General features: G+C 74.6%; 13 protein-coding genes. 8 read left to right on the forward strand and 5 right to left on the reverse strand.

Annotation, left to right across the window (positions count from 1 at the left end; translation table 11 throughout):
* Positions 1–26 precede the first annotated feature (26 nt).
* Positions 27–1,214, forward strand: a complete 1,188-nt coding sequence (locus tag ACH499_RS06935; RefSeq protein WP_399014170.1) for a Gfo/Idh/MocA family protein — start codon at positions 27–29, stop codon at positions 1,212–1,214.
* A gap of 117 nt (positions 1,215–1,331) precedes the next feature.
* Here the strand turns inward: ACH499_RS06935 and ACH499_RS06940 are convergent, their stop codons facing one another.
* The gene (locus ACH499_RS06940) at positions 1,332–2,117 is read right to left on the reverse strand and encodes an SDR family NAD(P)-dependent oxidoreductase (protein WP_356204991.1); all 786 of its coding nucleotides are present in this window, start codon (positions 2,115–2,117) and stop codon (positions 1,332–1,334) included.
* A gap of 128 nt (positions 2,118–2,245) precedes the next feature.
* Here ACH499_RS06940 and ACH499_RS06945 point away from each other — a divergent pair, with 128 nt between their 5' ends.
* Positions 2,246–2,905, forward strand: a complete 660-nt coding sequence (locus tag ACH499_RS06945) for a TetR family transcriptional regulator (RefSeq protein WP_399014171.1) — start codon at positions 2,246–2,248, stop codon at positions 2,903–2,905.
* Between the two features lie 210 nt (positions 2,906–3,115).
* Positions 3,116–4,264 (forward strand): PP2C family protein-serine/threonine phosphatase, encoded by a 1,149-nt coding sequence (locus tag ACH499_RS06950; protein ID WP_399014172.1) that lies wholly within the window; start codon positions 3,116–3,118, stop codon positions 4,262–4,264.
* Positions 4,265–4,345: 81 nt separating this feature from the next.
* Here the strand turns inward: ACH499_RS06950 and ACH499_RS06955 are convergent, their stop codons facing one another.
* Genes ACH499_RS06955 through ACH499_RS06965 form a run of 3 tightly spaced genes read right to left on the reverse strand, consistent with a single transcriptional unit; the run spans position 4,346 to position 10,158 of the window.
* Complete coding sequence (locus tag ACH499_RS06955; protein WP_399014173.1) at positions 4,346–7,288, reverse strand: hypothetical protein; 2,943 nt, start codon at positions 7,286–7,288, stop codon at positions 4,346–4,348.
* Positions 7,289–7,290: 2 nt separating this feature from the next.
* Positions 7,291–9,126: an HSP90 family protein gene (locus ACH499_RS06960; RefSeq protein WP_399014174.1), complete on the reverse strand. Its 1,836-nt coding sequence runs from the start codon at positions 9,124–9,126 to the stop codon at positions 7,291–7,293.
* 45 nt (positions 9,127–9,171) lie between these two features.
* Positions 9,172–10,158, reverse strand: coding sequence for a hypothetical protein (locus ACH499_RS06965; RefSeq protein WP_399014175.1), 987 nt, complete (start codon positions 10,156–10,158; stop codon positions 9,172–9,174).
* 201 nt (positions 10,159–10,359) lie between these two features.
* Between ACH499_RS06965 and ACH499_RS06970 the strand changes: the two genes are divergently transcribed.
* The 4 genes from ACH499_RS06970 to ACH499_RS06985 all read left to right on the forward strand — a co-directional run bounded on the left by ACH499_RS06970 (position 10,360) and on the right by ACH499_RS06985 (position 13,844).
* Entirely contained in the window at positions 10,360–11,103 is a 744-nt protein-coding gene (locus ACH499_RS06970; RefSeq protein WP_356204980.1) for a GntR family transcriptional regulator, read from the forward strand.
* A gap of 190 nt (positions 11,104–11,293) precedes the next feature.
* Entirely contained in the window at positions 11,294–12,220 is a 927-nt protein-coding gene (locus ACH499_RS06975; RefSeq protein WP_399014176.1) for a TIM barrel protein, read from the forward strand.
* 273 nt (positions 12,221–12,493) lie between these two features.
* Positions 12,494–13,405, forward strand: coding sequence for an NAD-dependent protein deacetylase (locus ACH499_RS06980; RefSeq protein WP_399014177.1), 912 nt, complete (start codon positions 12,494–12,496; stop codon positions 13,403–13,405).
* 115 nt (positions 13,406–13,520) lie between these two features.
* Complete coding sequence (locus ACH499_RS06985; RefSeq protein WP_399014178.1) at positions 13,521–13,844, forward strand: putative quinol monooxygenase; 324 nt, start codon at positions 13,521–13,523, stop codon at positions 13,842–13,844.
* Between the two features lie 103 nt (positions 13,845–13,947).
* On the opposite strand, the gene ACH499_RS06990 is transcribed toward ACH499_RS06985, so the two are convergent.
* Entirely contained in the window at positions 13,948–14,964 is a 1,017-nt protein-coding gene (locus tag ACH499_RS06990; RefSeq protein ID WP_399014322.1) for a LacI family DNA-binding transcriptional regulator, read from the reverse strand.
* Between the two features lie 338 nt (positions 14,965–15,302).
* On the opposite strand from ACH499_RS06990, the gene ACH499_RS06995 reads away from it, so the two are divergent.
* Positions 15,303–17,084, forward strand: a complete 1,782-nt coding sequence (locus tag ACH499_RS06995) for a beta-galactosidase (RefSeq protein WP_399014323.1) — start codon at positions 15,303–15,305, stop codon at positions 17,082–17,084.
* Positions 17,085–17,158: the final 74 nt, after the last annotated feature.

Consider the following 17,158-nt stretch of genomic DNA (forward strand, 5'->3'; position numbering starts at 1 on the left):
CCGGCCCGCCGAACGAAGGAAGACCCATGACCGACCTCCGCATCGGCGTGCTCGGCTACGGGCTGCGCGGCTCGCTGGCCCGCACCGCCCACCGGCCCGGCTCCGGCGCCCGCGTCACCGCACTGGCGGACCCGGATCCCCGGGCCCGCGCGGAGGCGGCCGCGGCCTTCCCCGGGGCACGCACGACCCCCGACCACCGCGAGGTGATCGGGGACCCCGGCATCGACGCGGTGCTGGTCCTCACCCCCGACCACACCCACGCCGACCTGGCCTGCGAGGCGCTGCGCGCGGGCAGGCCCGTCTTCGTCGAGAAACCGCTCGACATCAGCGTCGAACGCTGCGACACCATCCTGCGTACGGCGTACGAGACCGGGACCCGGCTGTACATCGGCCACAACATGCGTCACATGCCGGTGGTGCGGCTGATGCGCGACCTGGTGCGGCGCGGCGCCGTCGGCGAGGTCAAGACCGTGTGGGTGCGGCACTTCGTCGGCTACGGCGGCGACTGGTACTTCAAGGACTGGCACGCGGAACGGCGTTGCACCACCGGGCTGCTGCTGCAGAAGGCCGCCCATGACATCGACGTGCTGCACTGGCTGGCCGGCGGCTACGCGCGGGACGTCCAGGCGCTCGGCGACCTGATGGTGTACGGCGGCAATCCGCACCGCCGCGAGCCCGGTGAGCCGAAGGCCGACGACTGGTACACGAGGGACGGCCACTGGCCGCCGCACACCCAGCGGGCGCTGAACCCCGTGATCGACGTGGAGGACGTCTCACTGCTCAACATGCGACTGGACAACGGTGTGCTGGCCGCCTACCAGCAGTGCCACTTCACTCCCGACTACTGGCGCAACTACACCGTCATCGGCGACGCGGGCCGGCTGGAGAACTTCGGTGACGGGCCCGGTGGTTGCGTCAAGGTGTGGAACACCCGCCGCTCCGGGTACCGCCCGGAGGCGGACGAGGTGCACGAGGTCCCGGCCGCCGAGGACGAGGCGGGTCACGGCGGGGCGGATCCGCTGCTGGTGGACGAGTTCCTGCGGTTCGTCCGCCAGGGCGGACGCACGGACACCTCGCCGGTGGCGGCCCGGATGGCGGTGGCGGCGGGCGTCCGGGCCACGGACTCCCTCCGCGACCGGGGCACCCCCCGCAGTGTGGCTCCGCTCGACGCGGACCTGGTGGAGTACTTCGAACGGGGACAGGTCCGCGCCTGATCCGCCGCCCGGGGCGCGGCGGCCCTCCCCTCGTGCGAAAGCCGCCGAACGGTGCCGGCGGCTCGCGGGTGTCGCGGGAGGGCGGGGGTCACCGGGTCCCTGGGCGGTGGGGTCCGCTCAGTAGTGGGTACCGCCGTCGATGCGGACCTCGGTGCCGGTGATGAACTTGCCGTCCTCGGAGGCCAGCATGGCGACGACACCGGCCACGGCCTCCGGTCCGGCGAACCCCTCGCCGAGCGCGGGGGCCAGCTTGGCGTACAGGCTCCAGTCGGTGTCCTCGGGCAGGCCGGGGCCCTGGCTCTGCTTGCTCTGGCCGGACCCGTCGGTCATGCCGGAGGAGATGGAGCCGGGCTGCACGGAGGTGAACCGGATGCCCTGCTTGCTGTACTCGGCCGCCAGCGCGTGGGTCATGGACTGGATGCCGCCCTTGCTGGCCGCGTAGGCCGCCATGTACGGGTGAGCGAACATCGCCGAGGTCGAGCTGAAGTTGACGACGGCCGGGGCGTCGCCCTCCAGGAGCGCCGGTATCGCCTCGCGGATCATCAGGAAGGTGCCGGTCAGGTTCACCGAGATCACGCGGGTGAAGTCGGCGAGGGACGTGGTGTGGGTGTGCGAGGAGCGCAGGATGCCGGCCGCGTTGACCAGGACGTCCAGGCCGCCGAGGGTGGCGAGGGCGGAGGCGACGCCCTCGCGTACGGACGTCTCGTCGGAGATGTCGACGGTCAGCGTGGTCAGCCGCCCGGCGTCGGCGCCCGCCTTGGCGCGCGTGTCCTCGAGCCCCCTCTCGCTCACGTCCGCGGCCACCACCCGGCCTCCCTCGGCCAGGATGCGCAGCACGGTGGCCTGACCGATGCCCGAGCCGCCGCCGGTGATCAGTGCGCGACGTCCTTCGAAGCGGTTCACGGTGTTCTCCCTACTGGGTGTGCGGTGCCGCGGCACCGCCGCGGCCTGTCCACTGTACGCCTGGGTGGCACGTTTTGACATCGAGGCGCAACGTGCCTGACCAAAGGGCGGCCGCGTACGATTTGCCCATGACTGAGTCCCGGCCGTCCCGCTCCGCCCCGCCCTCCCTGACCGAGCGTCGCAAGGCGGCGACCCAGCTCGACATCGCCCGGGCCGCGGCCGAGCTGTTCACCGAGAAGGGACCCGACGGCACGACGGCGGAGGAGATCGCGGACCGGGCGGGTGTGGCGCTGCGCACCTTCTACCGGTACTTCCGCAGCAAGCAGGACGCGGTCGGACCGCTGCTGTCGTCCGGCGGTGACCACTGGCGGGCGCTGCTCGCCGACAGCGGCACGCGGACGCCGCTCGCCCAGGCGCTGGAGGCCGCCGCGGTCGCCTCCCTGAGGCTTCCGGGCGCGGCGCGGGAGGACGAGGGACTGCGCTGGACCCGCGGGCTGCTGCGGGCGGCCCGCAACGATGCCGCGCTGCGGGCCGTCTGGTACCGGGTGAACCAGGAGTCGGAGGAGCGGCTCCTGCCGATCCTCACACGCCTGGCGGGACCGGAGGCCGATCCGCTGGAGGTACGCCTGGTCGCCGCGGCCGCGACCGACGCGATCCGCGTGGCGCTGGAGACCTGGGCCCTGGCGGACGCCGAGGACGGCGAGGCGGCCTCCCCGGCCGAGCTCATGGTGCGCTGCATGCGCGAACTGACCGGCGGGCTGCGCCTGCTGGCACGGGCCCGCGTGTGAGGCGGCCCGCACGGCCCCGCCTCCCGGGGACACCGGACGGCGGCGGCACTCTCCGGTCCCGGTGACGGGCCCGGAGTACCCGTGACCGCCGCGCCGTGGGTTGGTGCCGTCCGGGGCGCGTCCGCTCGTGCATGATGCTCGCCGGAGGGTCCCGGACCGGGGGCGCTCGGCGGGAAGGGAGTGACGGCTGTGGGTGCCGGGCGGGCCGCTGTGGAGCACAGGCGATGGGCCGAGGAGCATCCGTGGCCGCCGCGCTGGCTGCGCTGGGTGCCGCCCGCCCTGATCCTGCTGACGCTGGCGCTCGACCACGCGACGCCGTCGCGTTACTCCTTCGGGCCGCTGCTGTCGGCCTCGGTGGTCCTCGCCCTGTTCACCTACCCTCCGATCGGTGTCGCGGCCACCGGCGCCGCCGGGTGCGTCCTGCTCGCCCTCGCCAACGAGATCGAGGACTACATCGGCCCCCAGACGATCACGTCGCTGATCGTGCTGGCCTCCGTGACGCTGCTGTCCATGGCCCTGTGCATCGTGCGCCGGCGGTCCGAGAGCCGCTTCCGCCACGTGCAGGCCGTCGCCGAGGCCGTGCAACTGGCCCTGCTGCGCCCCCTGCCCGCGAGGATCGGCCCGTTACGGATGGCCGGCTTCTACCGGGCCGCCGACGACGAGGCGCTCATCGGCGGGGACCTCTACAGCGTCCGCGACACACCGTTCGGCATCCGCGTGATCATCGGGGACGTCAAGGGCAAGGGCGTCGCCGCGACGCAGACCGTGGCCACGGTGATCTCGAGCTTCCAGGAGGCGGCACTGATCCATCCGTCGCTCACCCAGGTGGCGGACCGGATCGACGTGGCCCTGCAGATGGACCGCGACCATCCCCCGCTGGAGCCGCTCGGCGACAAGGTCGCCGCCGCTCCCGCGCAGTCGCTGACGGACGAGCTGTTCACCACCGCCGTCCTGCTGGAGTTCTCCCCGGACGCGAGCAGCGTACGGATCCTCGACCGCGGCCATCAGCCCCTGCTGGTCATCCGGCGCGACACGACCTCGGTCGTGGAGACCGAGCACAGCCTGCCGCTGGGCATGGCCGATCTGCTGCTCGACGCACCGCGCGTCACGACCCTCGGGCTGGACCCCGGGGACATCCTGGTCGCCTACTCCGACGGCGTGACCGAGGCGCGCGACGGCACCGGCGCCTTCTACCCGCTGCGCGACCGGCTCCAGAGCCACTGCAACAGCGGGGCGCGGCCGGTCTCCCCCACCGAACTGATCACCTTCGTCAGGGACGACCTCGTCCGCTGGACACCCGCCCTGGGCGACGACGTGATCGCGATCGCGTTCCAGCCCGCCCCGGCCGGCGACCGGTGACCGGCCCGGTGGCGGGGCGGGCGCACGTCGGGTGACCGCCCCGGCCCGCACCCGGGAAGAGGCCGGCCACCGTCCGCGGGGTCACTCCTCGCGCAGCCGGGCCACCAGGGAGGTCAGGGATCCGGCCTCCTCCGTGTGTCCCAGGGCGGTCAGCCGGGAGACGGCCGCGTCGAGGCGGGCGAGGGCGGGCGCGGTGCGTTCCAGGTAGATGCCCTCCACGGCGCCCGCGAGACGGACGCACTCGGCCCACTCCTCGGCGCTGCCCTGTTCCGGTCCCGGCTCACCGAGCAGGGCGAGTGCCTCCTCCAGGGCGGCGAGGGACTCCTCGTACGCACCGGCGTAGGCGCGGACCCTGCCGTGCTCATAGGCCAGCGCCGTGTCCAGGGACCGGCCGTGGGCCTCGTACGCGGCGGCGCGGGCCTCGTCGGCGATCCGGCCGGCGTCGGCGAGGAAGGCGAGGGCGTCGGCGAGACCGTCGGGGCCCTCCCGCCGGGCCTGGAGACGGGCGAGTTCGCGCAGGCAGTCGCTGAGCTGCTCGTAGCGCGGGGAGCGGGCGTGGGCGGCCAGTGCCTGGTCCGCCGCCTCGCGGGCCCGGCCGAACTCGCCCGACTCGGCGAGGAGCACCGCCGTCTCCGCGGCGATCATGGCGTGGCTGCCCGGGTCGTCGCCCCAGCGGGCCGACTCGGCGGCGAGGGCGACGAACTCCGCCGTGGCGGCCTTGATGTCCTCGCCCGCGTGCAGGGCGCGGGCGCGGGTGAGGCGGAGTTGGGCGACGAGCCGTTCGTCGGGCTCTCCGGCGGAGACGCCGGGTTCGGCCAGGAGGGAGTCGAGCAGGGCGATGCAGTCCTCGACGCGGCCGAGGTCGAGGCTGAGGCCGGCCGCGTCGCTGTAGGTGCAGAACGCGTCGAGGCGGCTGCCGCGGCGCAGGTCCAGCTCCGCCGAGCGCGTCAGGTGCCCGAGGGCCTCCTCGGGGCGGCCCAGGTGCATGCAGGCCTCGGCCGTGGCGGTGTGCAGGCGGGCGGCGTCGACGGCGTGGGGCGGCCAGGTGGCGGCCAGCCGCAGTCCCTCCGCCAGGGCCGTGTGCGCGGCCTCGGCGTCGTCGCGGCCGAGCAGGAGCCGGCCGCGCAGTGCCAGCGCGCGGGGCAGGTGCCAGGCCGGGCCGTGCTCCCTCAGCCGGCCGAGGAGGCGGTCGGTCTCGGTGAGCGCGCCGGGCAGGTCGCCGGTCATGGCGCGGGTGGTGGCGCGCAGCAGCAGGGCGCCCGCGATCTGCGCGCCGATGCCGTGCCGGGTGGCGAACGCCTCCAGCCGGTCGACCTCGGCGAGGACGGGCGCGACGTGCTCCTCGCTGCCGGACGTCTGCATCCGCAGGCCGAGCGCCGTCGCCCGCAGCCGCAGCAGGCGGGCCTCCTGGGACGGGGTGAGGCCGGGTGTCTCCTCGTGCAGGCGGACGAGCGAGGCGTGCGCGGCGGTCAGCGCGGCGGTCGTCGCCTCGGCGGCGCGGGAACCCTCACCGGATCCCTCTCCGGCGAGCCGGGCGGTGGCGAGCAGGGCGCGGGCGCGCGAGAGGGCCGCGTGGCCCGGCTCCCCGGCGGCGTCGTAGAGGGCGGCGGCCTCCTCGTGGAGGGCCGCGGCCTCCCGGTGGGCGTCCCGCTCGCCCGCCCGGGCCGCCTCGTCGTTCAGCAGGTCCGCGCGCAGCCGGTCCGGCGGACCGACGGCGGGGTCGTCGGGGTGGGTGTGGCCGGGGGCGGTGACGAGGGTGCGCAGCCGGGCCCAGAGGTCCTCGGCGTCCGGGTGGCCCTCCTCGTCGGCCTCCCGTGCCCGCGCGACGAGTTCGGGCAGGGACTCGGCGGCGGTGGCGGGCGCGGGGGCGGCGGGCGCCGCCACCGGGGCGGCCGGCGCGAGGTCGTCGAGGGCCCGGGCGCGGAGGGTCAGCTCCAGCGAGTCGAGGAGCGGGGCGCGGTCGAGGCGGGCCCCGCGGAGGTCGGTGTGGGCGGTGGTGCCGTTGCGGGCGTCGAAGCGGGCGGCGAGGTCGTCGGCGCGGCGCCGCGCCTCGGCGCGCAGAGCGGCCACGGTCCAGGCGCGGCCCGCGGGTCCGGCGGCGGGCAGGTCGCCGTGGCCGAGGAGTTCGACCCGCTGGAGCAGGACCTCGACGCCGGTGAGGAAGTCGAGCAGGTCCTGCGGCGAGTCGACCTCGCCGAACAGGCCGCGGTTCTCGGCGAGCAGTTCCAGACCGCGGGCCTCGTTGCCGGTGAGCGCGCAGAACTCGAGGTGGCGGCCCACCTCGCCGGCCATCGAGGGGTTGCGGCGGCAGCCGCGGTACCCGGCGAGGTGCAGTTCGCGGGCCCGTTCGGTGCGGCCGGTGCGCACCAGGGGCAGCAGCGCGTACGAGACGGAGCGGGCGGGCTCCTCCTGGCAGGACTCCTTCCCCGCCAGGACGGGCTCCCACTCGCGCAGGGCCCGCTCGTCGTCGCCGCGGCCCAGGTGGTAGCGGGCGCGTTCGCAGATCTCGCAGGCCTCGCAGTCGCTGAGCGGGGTGCGGGTGCGGCCCGCCCACAGCTCGTAGGCGAGGGCGGTGTCCTCGCCCGTGTGGGCGGCGAGCTGGTACGCCTGCCCGTAGTAGGGCTGCAGGTCCAGGCCGGCCTTCTCGTAGCGGTCGCGCATCTCCGTCAGCCACTGGCGCACGGCGGGCAGGGGAACCTCGGGCAGGGCGCGCAGGGCGTTCGCCACCCACTTGAACCGCCAGAAGAGCATGTGGCGCATGCGCTCGTCGAAGACGTCGGGCCGCTCGTCGAAGAGGGTGAGCAGCCGGGCGAAGACGACGGGCGACTTACGGGGCTCGGAACCGTAGGTGTACGCCTCCTGCAGTTCGAGGAGGGCATCGACGAGGGGCACGGGTTCGCCGAACCGCTCGGCTGCGTCGACGAGTTCCTCGGCGGTCACGGTGCGGGTGCGGCCGTAGGGGCGCCGGTCGTTCTCCTCGAGCGCCTGGTACAGCTCGTCGGTGGTCTGGGGTGCGGTCGGCATCGTCAGCGGTCCTTGCGCAGGGCGTGGGCGAGGAGGTCGAGGAAGGAGCGGTTGATCAGGCTCGACTCGGCGGGTCTGAGGGGGCGCCGCGACAGCAGCGCGGCCTGTCCGTAGAGGGCTTCGGCGCTGGTGCGGGCGAGTTCGGGTTCGTCGATGGCGACGGCGGTGCGGACCAGCGGGTTGAGCTGGTTGAGGACGAGCTGGGCCCGCGGCGCCTCCTGGCGCAGGGCGCCGAGGATGTCGCCCCACACGCCGCCCTCCTGCTCACGGGCGAGCTGGGAGCGGGTGCGTTCGTGCCGGGCGTCGCGGCTGTCGACGAGGAGGGCGGGGGCGGAGGCGGGCTGGAAGGTGCGCAGCGCGACGTCGCAGTCGAAGACGGCGAGCGCGTCGCGGGCGAGGGCGAGATAGGCCGCGGCGGCCAGTTCCGTCTCCCGGTCGACGGGGTCGAGGTGGGCGGTGAGGGTGGCCGGGTCGAGGTCGGCGACGCTGACCTCGGGCCGGATCTCGGGCAGCCGGTGGACCAGGTCGCGGTCGTAGGTGTAGCCGCCGTTGACGACGCCGAGCCCGGCGGCGGACGCGATGGCGGCGATCTGGCGGAACTCCTCCACGCTGGACGTCACCAGCACGGTGCGGTGGCCGCGGGCGAACTCGTCGAGGGTGCAACGCCCGTCGGTGGTCTCGAACGGCAGCCAGGGCAGCAGCATCCGCAGGATCTCGTCGTCGTGCACGGCGAGCGACTTCACGGCCAGGTGGTGGGCGTGCAGGAAGCGGGCGAGCAGGTCGGGGTCGCTGGCGGCGGCCCGGGAGATCCAGTCACGCAGCCGTTCGGCGAGGGCGTCGCGGACGGCGGCGAGGGTGTCGTCCTCGTACAGCGACTCGCGGGACGCGGTGGGGCGCAGGCTCTCGGCGTCGACGACGCAGCGGACGAAGAACGCCCACTCGGGCAGGATCTCCTCGGCCTGTTCGGACAGCAGCATGCCCTTGACGTGCACGCGGTGGCCGTGGCGGCGTCCGGCGGGCACCGCCTCGGGCAGGACGCACGCGATGCCCTTCAGGCCCACGGCGGGCAGGTCCAGTTCGATGGTGGCCAGCGGGGTGAACCCGAAGACCTCCTCGCCGTACGCGGACAGCTCGCGGGCCCTGGCACCGGGTGTGGGCTGGGTGCGGGCCCAGGGCGCGGGCTCGGGGTTGACGGGGACGGGGGATCCGGTGGCGTCCTCGAAGGTCACGGGGTGGCGCAGCAGGGAGCCGAAGTGCCGGGCCAGCGCGTGGACCTGCGCGGGCCGGGTCCATTCGCCGGCGTCGGCGCGCGGGGTCAGGGTGACGGTGGTGCCGGGCCCGGGGCGGGCGGAGGCGGGCAGGGTGCGGACGGTGTAGCTGCCGTCGCCCCGTCCGCGCCACTCGACTGCGGGTGCGCCGGGAACCCGGGCGGAGCGGCTCAGCACGTGGATCTCGTCGGCGACGAGGAAACAGGAGAGCAGGCCGATGCCGAACTGGCCGATGAAGTCGCCGCGTTGCTCCGCGATCCGGTCCGCGCGCTTGCTGCTGCGGCCGATGGTGGCGAGGAAGGAGTGCACGTCGGCCTCGGTGAGGCCGACGCCGTCGTCCTCGACGCGCACGGCCGAGCCGTCGGCGTACAGACGGATGCCGAAGGCGCCCGCGGGTGCGGCCGGTTCGAGGCCGTGCCGGGCGGTGAGCGCGTCCACGGCGTTCTGCAGGAGTTCGCGCAGATAGACGCGGGGGCTGGAGTAGAGATGGTGGGAGAGGAGGTCGACGAGGCCGCGCAGGTCCACCTGGAAGGTGCGGTCGGCTTTGGCCGTGGCGTCGGGCGGTGTCATGGGTCGGTCCGGGGGTGTCGGAGGGGTGACGGGCGGTGGCGGGGCTCAGGCACGGCGCCGGAAGCGGGCGTACGCCCTCTCGGGCTGCCCCAGGTACGTCCAGGGCCAGGTGGTGCAGGCGCCGTCCAGTTCGTGGTAGACGCGCGGGGCCACGAAGCGCTCACGGGACAGGGACAGGGCCATGGCGAAGGTGTTGAAGTCCTTCTGCCAGCCCGGCTGCCGCTCGTGGGCGGGGTGGAGGATGCTGTGGCGGGCCGCCTCCCTCAACTCGGCCTGCACGGCGGGGTCGTCCAGGTGGCCCTTGCCGCCCGATTCCACCCACTCCTCGATGTGGGCCTGGGCGATCACGCAGCCGAGGCGGTGCCCCTCGGGGGCGCGGGCGAGCGCGTCGCGGGCGAACCGGAGGGCCTGACCGGGCTCGCCTCCCCAGCGGGGCTGCAGTTGGTGCACCCACTCGACGTGACTCTCCAGGTCCAGCGGGTCGCGGCGCAGGGCGGCGTCGAGCCGGGTCTCCTTCACGGCGTGGTCCAGCGACATGCCGCGGGCGGAGGTGAGCAGGCGGCGCCAGGGAGTGATCCAGTCCGGCCGCAGTTCGGCGGCCAGCAGGAGCTGTTCCTCGGCGATGCCGAGACGCTCGTGGAAGACCCGCCACTGCTCCTGGGTGACGTGCACGGCACGGGCGGTGGTGCGCGCCTCCCAGCCCCAGCTCACGTGCCGGGCACCGGAGATGAGCAGGGCCGTCGCCCGGTGCTCCTTCTCCTCCTCGACGGCGCGGCCGATCCAGTCCTGCACACCGTCCAGTTCGGCGAGTTCGACGAGGACCGCGTGGTCGCGGCCGAGGTCGAAGGGGGCCGCGGCCGCCTTGACCGCCTCCCAGTCCCCGGCGTCGGCCGCTTCCACCAGCGCGAGCACCCGCCGGTCGCCGAGTGCGCGCAGTGCGTACGTCCCGTTCCCGCGCCGCCGAGCCGCGGGCAGGGCGTGCGGACCGGCCTCCGGTCTCCGCGCTCCCCCGCCGAACAGCCTGCCGAACATGCCGCGCCCTCCCCTGGTCCGCGTGATCGTCCGGTGCAGCATAAGGGGCCCCACCGACACCGCATCCACAGGATTTTCACGGGTGCCGCACGCCGCCACGACGGCCGGGATCCCATTTTGTCCGTATGTAAGGACGTATGGAGATCAGGTCCAAATGAGGCATACTTGCGCACGTCGGCAACAGTCCGCGGGGAGGGTGCCATGGAGCCGCTGGCCAAGAAGATCACCATCGACCGGAGCAGCCCGGTCCCCCTCTATTTCCAGTTCGCCCAGCAGTTGCAGGACCTCATCGAGTCCGGGGAACTGCCTCCCGGTACCCGGCTGGACAACGAGATCGCGATGGCCGATCAGTTCGGCCTGTCCCGTCCGACGATGCGGCAGGCCATGCAGCACCTGGTGAACAAGGGGCTGCTGGCCCGCAAGCGCGGGGTGGGCACACAGGTCGTCACCCATCGCGTACGACGGCACGTCGAGTTCACCAGCCTCTTCGAGGACCTGGAGCGCGACGGACGCCGGCCCCGCACGCAGGTGCTGTCCGTGGAGACCGTCCCTGCCGAGGGGGAGAGCGCCGCGGCGCTCCGGCTGGAGGAGGGGACGCCGGTGCTGAGGATCGAGCGGCTGCGGTTCGCCGACGACCAGCCGATCGCGCTCCTGCACAACGTGCTGCCCGAGGGCCTGGTCGAGCCGGCCCTCGAGGCGCTGACCGACGGCGGCCTGTACCAACTGCTGCGCCGGTCCGGTGTCACGCTGAGCACCGCCGAGCAGACCATCGGCGCCCGGCGCGCCACGGCCGCCGAGGCCACCCTGCTCGACGAGACCCGCGGCGCCACCCTGCTGACCATGAAACGCACCGCCTACGACGCCGGGGGCACACCGGTGGAGTACGGCACCCATGTCTACCGGGCCTCGCGGTACTCGTTCGAGATGACCGTCTCCGCGCACTGACAGCCCCCGCCGGGCCGCACGCTGCCGGGCGCGGGATTGTCAGGACAACAGGTTGACAGGGTGTCCGGCGCCGGGCAGGCTCGATCACGCGGGCGCGGCACCGGTCCGGTGCACGACGACGAGCAGGGAAGGGGCTTGATATGCCGATCAGGTCGGCCCACGCCGTACACGTCGCCGAGGGAGGCAGGCCGTGAGCAGCGCACCCGTCGCCCGGCGCATCGCGGGAGCGCCGATCTCCTGGGGGGTCTGCGAGGTTCCCGGCTGGGGGCACCAGCTCGCCCCGGACCTGGTGCTGCGCCAGATGCGCGAGGCCGGCCTCGTGGCCACGGAGTTCGGGCCCGACGGTTTCCTGCCCGACGCCCCGGCGGACAAGGCGGCGACGCTGGCCTCGTACGGGCTGCGGGCCGTGGGCCAGTTCGTGCCGGTCGTGCTGCACGAGCCCGGTCACGACCCGCTCCCCGAGGTCGAGGCGGCGATCGCGGGCCTGCTGGCCGCCGGCGCCCGCACCGTCGTCGTCGCGGCGGCGACCGGAACCGACGGCTACGACGACCGCCCGGCGCTCGACGCCGCCGGCTGGTCGGTCCTGCTGGCCAACCTGGACCGGATCGCGCGCCTGGCGGCGGACGCCGGCCTCGTGGCGGCCCTCCACCCCCACGTCGGGACGATGATCGAGTCCGGCGAGGAGACGCGGCGCGTCCTCGACGGCTCGGGCATCGGCCTGTGCCTGGACACCGGGCACCTGCTCGTCGGCGGCGCGGACCCCGTCGCCGTGGCCGCCCGGTGGCCCGGCCGCGTCGCCCACGTGCACCTGAAGGACGTACGCCTGGACCTCGCCGACCGGGTGCGGGCGGGCACGACGACGTACACGGCGGCCGTCGCCGAGGGGATGTACGTGCCGCTGGGGGCCGGGGACGTGGACATCGCCGCGATCGTCGGCCTGCTGGAGGCCGAGGGGTACACCGGCTGGTACGTCCTCGAACAGGACACCGTCCTGCGTTCGGCGCCGGGCGCCGAAGGCAGCACGGGGCCCGCCGCGGACGTACGGGCGTCGGTCGCCCACCTCCTCTCGCTGACGGGTGAGTCCGAGCCGGCGAAGGGCCCGGCCGGCGCGGTGTGAGGCGGCCAGGGGCGGGCGGGGGCGCGGGACGCGCCCGGAGCGGAGCCGGGACGCCGCCGGGCGTGGCGGCCCGCCGCCCGGTGCCGCACCGAAGGCCCCTCCGGCGGGCACCGGGGCCGAGCCGGCCCACCCCGCGGCGAGCCGACGGCACGGACACGGCCCGCCGGGGCCTAGCGCCCACCGCCGTCGGCGGCACGGCCGGCCCTCCCCCGGCAGCCGAGCGCGGCGGACGCGCCGTGACAGCGGCGGCGCCCCGTTCCGTACCCTGACGGCATGCGCATGCGCCCCACCCTCAGCTGGACGCCCACCGAGGACCTGCCGCCCGGTACCGCCGATCCCGGCCCGGTCGCCGACGCGCTGCGCACCGGCGGGGTGCTGGTGCTCAGCGGTGCGGGCATCTCCACGGAGTCGGGCATCCCCGACTACCGGGGCGAGGGCGGCAGCCTGAGCCGGCACACGCCGATGACGTACCAGGAGTTCACCGCCGACGCCCGGGCGCGGCGCCGCTACTGGGCGCGCAGCCACCTCGGCTGGCGCACCTTCGGCCGCGCCCTTCCGAACGCCGGGCACCGGGCCGTGGCCGCGTTCGGACGGCACGGGCTGCTCAGCGGCGTGATCACGCAGAACGTCGACGGTCTGCACCAGGCCGCGGGCACCGAGGACGTGGTGGAACTGCACGGCAGCCTGGGCCGAGTGGTCTGCCTCTCGTGCGGCGCCGTCAGCGCGCGCCGCGAACTCGCCCGACGGCTGGAGGAGGCCAACCCGGGATTCCGGCCGGTGGCCGCCGGCATCAACCCGGACGGCGACGCCGACCTCACCGACGAGCAGGTCGGGGACTTCCGCGTGGTGCCCTGCGTGGTCTGCGGCGGCGTCCTCAAGCCGGACGTGGTGTTCTTCGGCGAGGCCGTGCCGGCCGCACGGGTCGAGCACTGCCGTGAGCTGGTCCGCCGGGCCGCCTCGCTGCTGGTGCTCGGCTCCTCCCTGACGGTGATGTCCGGTCTCCGGTTCGTCCGCCAGGCGGCCGGGGCCGGAAAGCCGGTGCTGATCGTCAACCGGGACCCGACCCGGGGCGACCCGCACGCGCTCACCCGGGTCGCGCTGCCGCTCGGCCCGGCCCTCACCACCGTCGCCGGCCTGCTGGACATAGCCGTCGACCGGCAGACCGGGGCCCCGGCGGCGCCGTGACGACGGTGTGCCGGCGACCCGCGGACGTCAGCCGATGACGCCCGGGGCGCGGGGCCACGGAACAATGACGGAATCACCACCCGAACACGACGAACGACCGCGGAAAGAGAAACCCATGATCTTCATCACGGCGAAATTCCGGGTGCTCGCGGAGCACGCGGACCAGTGGCCGGAGATCTCCGGCGACTTCACCCGGGCCACCCGGGAGGAACCCGGCTGCCTCTGGTTCGACTGGTCCCGCAGCGTGGACGACCCCTCGGAATACGTCCTCGTCGAGGCGTTCCGCGACGACGAGGCGGGCGCCGCGCACGTCCGGTCGGCGCACTTCCGGGCGGCGCAGGAGAAGCTCCCCCGCTACCTGGCCGAGACCCCGCGCATCGTGAACGCGACGGTCGGCCAGGACGACTGGTCCGAGCTGGGCGAGATGGCCGTCGACTGACCGGCGCCCCCTCGGGGCGCCGCCGGCCGACGGCATGGAGCGACCTCGGTGGCCGGCCCGGATCCGTCCGGGCCGGCCACCTCGTCGTCCGCCCCCGGTTCCGCTACGCGGACGGTCCGTCGCCCCGCGAACCCCGGCCGGGGGGCGGTGCCGTGCTGGCGCGCACGATCAACGCGGGTTCCACCCGGGCCGGTTCGGGAGCGGCCTGCGGATCCTCGATGTGCCGGAGGAGGTGCGCGACCGCCAGCGCGCCCATCTGCGCGAACGGCTGGGCGACCGTGGTCAGCGACGGCGAGCAGTACTCGGCCAGCGCGATGTCGTCCACGCCGACGACGGAGATGTCCTCGGGCACCCTCCTGCCGAGTTCGTGCAGGGCGCGGATCACGCCGAAAGCCATCTCGTCGCTGGCCACGAACACCGCGGTGGCGTCGGGGATCTTGCCCAGGATCAGCCCGTTGCGGTAGCCGGACGCGGGCGTCCAGTCGCCCTCCAGCACCGGTGGCACGGTCAGGCCCGCGGCCCCGAGGGTCTCGCGCCAGCCGGTGCGCCGGCTGGCGGCGTCGAGCCATTCCTGCGGCCCGGCGACGTGCCACACGCTCTCGTGCCCCAGCTCGATCAGATGCCGTGTCGCCAGCCGCGCCGCCAGGGCCTGGTCGACGGCGACGACCTCGGTCGCCGGGGTCCGTGATCCGTCGACGGTGACGGTCGGCACCGCCCGGGTGAGCTGCTCGATGCGCGGGCTGACGTGGACCAGGGGCACGGACAGCACGACGCCCTCGACGCCCTGCTCCGACAGACGGGACAGGGCCTCCTCGATGGCGGCCGTGTCCAGCGAGGCGGTGGTCGCGGTGCTGACCGAGTAACCGGCCCGCCGCGCCGCCGTCTCGATGCCGAAGGTCAGGTTCGTGCGCGAGTAGAAGTTGGTCTGCAGCGTCACGACGCCGAGGGTCCGGCTGCGCCCGGAGGACAGCACGCGTGCCGCGTTGTTCTTGCGGTAGCCGAGCTGCTCGACCGCGGCGAGCACCTTGGCCCGGGTCTTGGCCTGCACGTTCGGATGACCCGCCAGCGTCCGGGAGACCGTCTGCGCGGACACCCCGGCGAGCCGGGCCACATCGGTCATGCCGGGCTGCCGTGCGACGCCGGCGCCCGCCGCCCGCTTCCTCGTGAGCCCGTCGCCGGAGCCCGGTGTTCGCGCTGCCATCGTCCGCTTCTCCAGAAGAACGGCGGCGTCCGCCGCGTCGTCGCAGGTACCGCCGTGGTGACGCGGTCCGGCCCGAGTCTATCCACCCGAACCCATTGGCATCGATAACATCCTCTGCCATAGTTCCCGCCAGCGCTCCGGACTGCGCCGAGAGGGAGAGCAGCGTGTCATCGATAACATCGGGTCCGAGAAACGACCGGACGCCGCACGGCCGGGCGGGTGACGGGCCCGGCGGCCCCGCCCCGCGCGTCACGTCCGTGCCGGGGCCCGTCCTCACCCACCCGCACGGCGCACTGCTGCGCGCCGGACGCCCGCACCGCGTCCTGGCGGGGTCGCTGCACTACTTCCGCGTCCACCCGGGCCAGTGGGCGGACCGGCTGCGGCGGCTCGCGGCGATGGGGCTCAACACCGTGGACACCTACGTCCCGTGGAACTTCCACGAGCCCCGGCCGGGCCACTACCGCTTCAGCGGTGCACAGGACCTCGAACGCTTCCTGCTCACCGCCCGGGAGACCGGCCTGGACGTGATCGTGCGGCCCGGCCCGTACATCTGCGCCGAGTGGGACAACGGGGGGCTGCCCGTGTGGCTGACCGGGCGGCCGGGGATGCGCCTGCGCTGCTCCCACCCGCCCTACCTCGCGGAGGTGGAGCGCTGGTTCGACGAGCTGGTCCCGCGCATCGCCGCTCTCCAGGCGGGCCGGGGCGGTCCGGTGGTCGCCGTGCAGATCGAGAACGAGTACGGCAGTTACGGCGACGACCGGGACTACGTGCGCCGGGTGCGGGACGCCCTCGCGGAACGCGGGATCACCGAGCTGCTCTACACGGCCGACGGCCCCACCGAGCCGATGCAGGACGGCGGCGGCCTGCCGGGGCACCTCGCGGCGGCGACGTTCGGCTCGCACGCCCGCGAGGCGGCCGGGCTGCTGCGGGCGCGCCGCAGCGACGAGCCGTTCGTGTGCGCCGAGTTCTGGAACGGCTGGTTCGACCACTGGGGCGAGAAGCACCACGTCCGGTCCGTGGAGAGCGCGACGCGGACCCTCGGCGACATCCTCGACGCCGACGGCTCGGTCAGCCTCTACATGGCGCACGGCGGCACCAACTTCGGCCTGTGGGCCGGCGCCAATCACGACGGTGACGCGATCCAGCCGACGGTGACGAGCTACGACTCGGACGCGCCCATCGCCGAACACGGCGCGCTGACACCGAAGTTCCACGCGTTCCGGGAGCGGCTGCGGTCCGTCGCCCCGGTGCCGGACGGTCCGCTGCCGCCCGATCCGGAGCTGCTGCCCGCCCGTACGGTGCCGGTCACCGCCGCCGCGGGGCTGCTCGACGCGCTGCGCGCCGTCTCCGAGCCGGTGGCCGCCCCGTGCCCGCTGAGCTTCGAGGAGCTGGAGCAGGCGTCGGGGCTCGTCCTCTACCGGGCCGAGCCGCTGCTGCCCTCGGGCTCCCAGACCCTCACGGTCAGCGGGCTCCACGACCGCGCCCAGGTCTTCGTCGACGGTGCTCCCCTCGGCGTACTCGACCGCGAGACCGCCTCGCTCGACGTGCCCGGACGGGGCCGGCGGGTCCGGCTGGAGCTGCTGGTGGAGAACCTGGGGCGCGTCAACTACGGGCCGCTGCTGGGCGGGCACAAGGGCATCCTCGGGGGTGTCTCGGTCGGCCGGCGGCTCGTGCACGGCTGGGCCATGCACCGGCTGCCGCTCGACACCTGGACCCCGAAGGACCTCGCCCGTGCCGTGTCGGCCGCCGCGCCGCGGGGCACGGCCGGGTTCGCCACGGCCCGGTTCACCGTGCCCGGACCCGCCGACACCTTCCTCGCGTTCCCGGGGTTCGCCAAGGGCTTCGTGTGGGTCAACGGCACGCTGCTCGGCCGGTACTGGGAGACCGGCCCGCAGCGCACGCTCTACGTCCCCGCGCCGCTGCTGGTGCCGGGCGGCAACACCGTCACCGTGCTGGAGCTCGAACGGCTCGGTGAGCGGGTGGAGCTGCGCGAGGAGCCCGAGCTGGGACCGGCGGAGGAGTACGTCGAGACCTTCTGACCCGGCCCGCCCCCGTACGCGGGAACCCCCCGTCCCCGGCCCGCCCCCCGTGCCGCAGGAAGCCCCCCGCCACC

Source organism: Streptomyces sp. NPDC018947, assembly GCF_044390505.1.
Taxonomy (GTDB): Bacteria; Actinomycetota; Actinomycetes; order Streptomycetales; family Streptomycetaceae; genus Streptomyces.

Excerpts from the sequence above, each read along its gene's own strand:
- ACH499_RS06990 (WP_399014322.1), bottom strand. The coding sequence starts at position 14,964 with ATGACCGATGTGGCCCGGCTCGCCGGGGTGTCCGCGCAGACGGTCTCC.
- ACH499_RS06935 (WP_399014170.1), top strand. The coding sequence starts at position 27 with ATGACCGACCTCCGCATCGGCGTGCTCGGCTACGGGCTGCGCGGCTCG.
- ACH499_RS06945 (WP_399014171.1), top strand. The coding sequence starts at position 2,246 with ATGACTGAGTCCCGGCCGTCCCGCTCCGCCCCGCCCTCCCTGACCGAG.
- ACH499_RS06960 (WP_399014174.1), bottom strand. The coding sequence starts at position 9,126 with ATGACACCGCCCGACGCCACGGCCAAAGCCGACCGCACCTTCCAGGTG.
- ACH499_RS06985 (WP_399014178.1), top strand. The coding sequence starts at position 13,521 with ATGATCTTCATCACGGCGAAATTCCGGGTGCTCGCGGAGCACGCGGAC.
- ACH499_RS06955 (WP_399014173.1), bottom strand. The coding sequence starts at position 7,288 with ATGCCGACCGCACCCCAGACCACCGACGAGCTGTACCAGGCGCTCGAG.
- ACH499_RS06965 (WP_399014175.1), bottom strand. The coding sequence starts at position 10,158 with ATGTTCGGCAGGCTGTTCGGCGGGGGAGCGCGGAGACCGGAGGCCGGT.
- ACH499_RS06980 (WP_399014177.1), top strand. The coding sequence starts at position 12,494 with ATGCGCATGCGCCCCACCCTCAGCTGGACGCCCACCGAGGACCTGCCG.
- ACH499_RS06970 (WP_356204980.1), top strand. The coding sequence starts at position 10,360 with ATGGAGCCGCTGGCCAAGAAGATCACCATCGACCGGAGCAGCCCGGTC.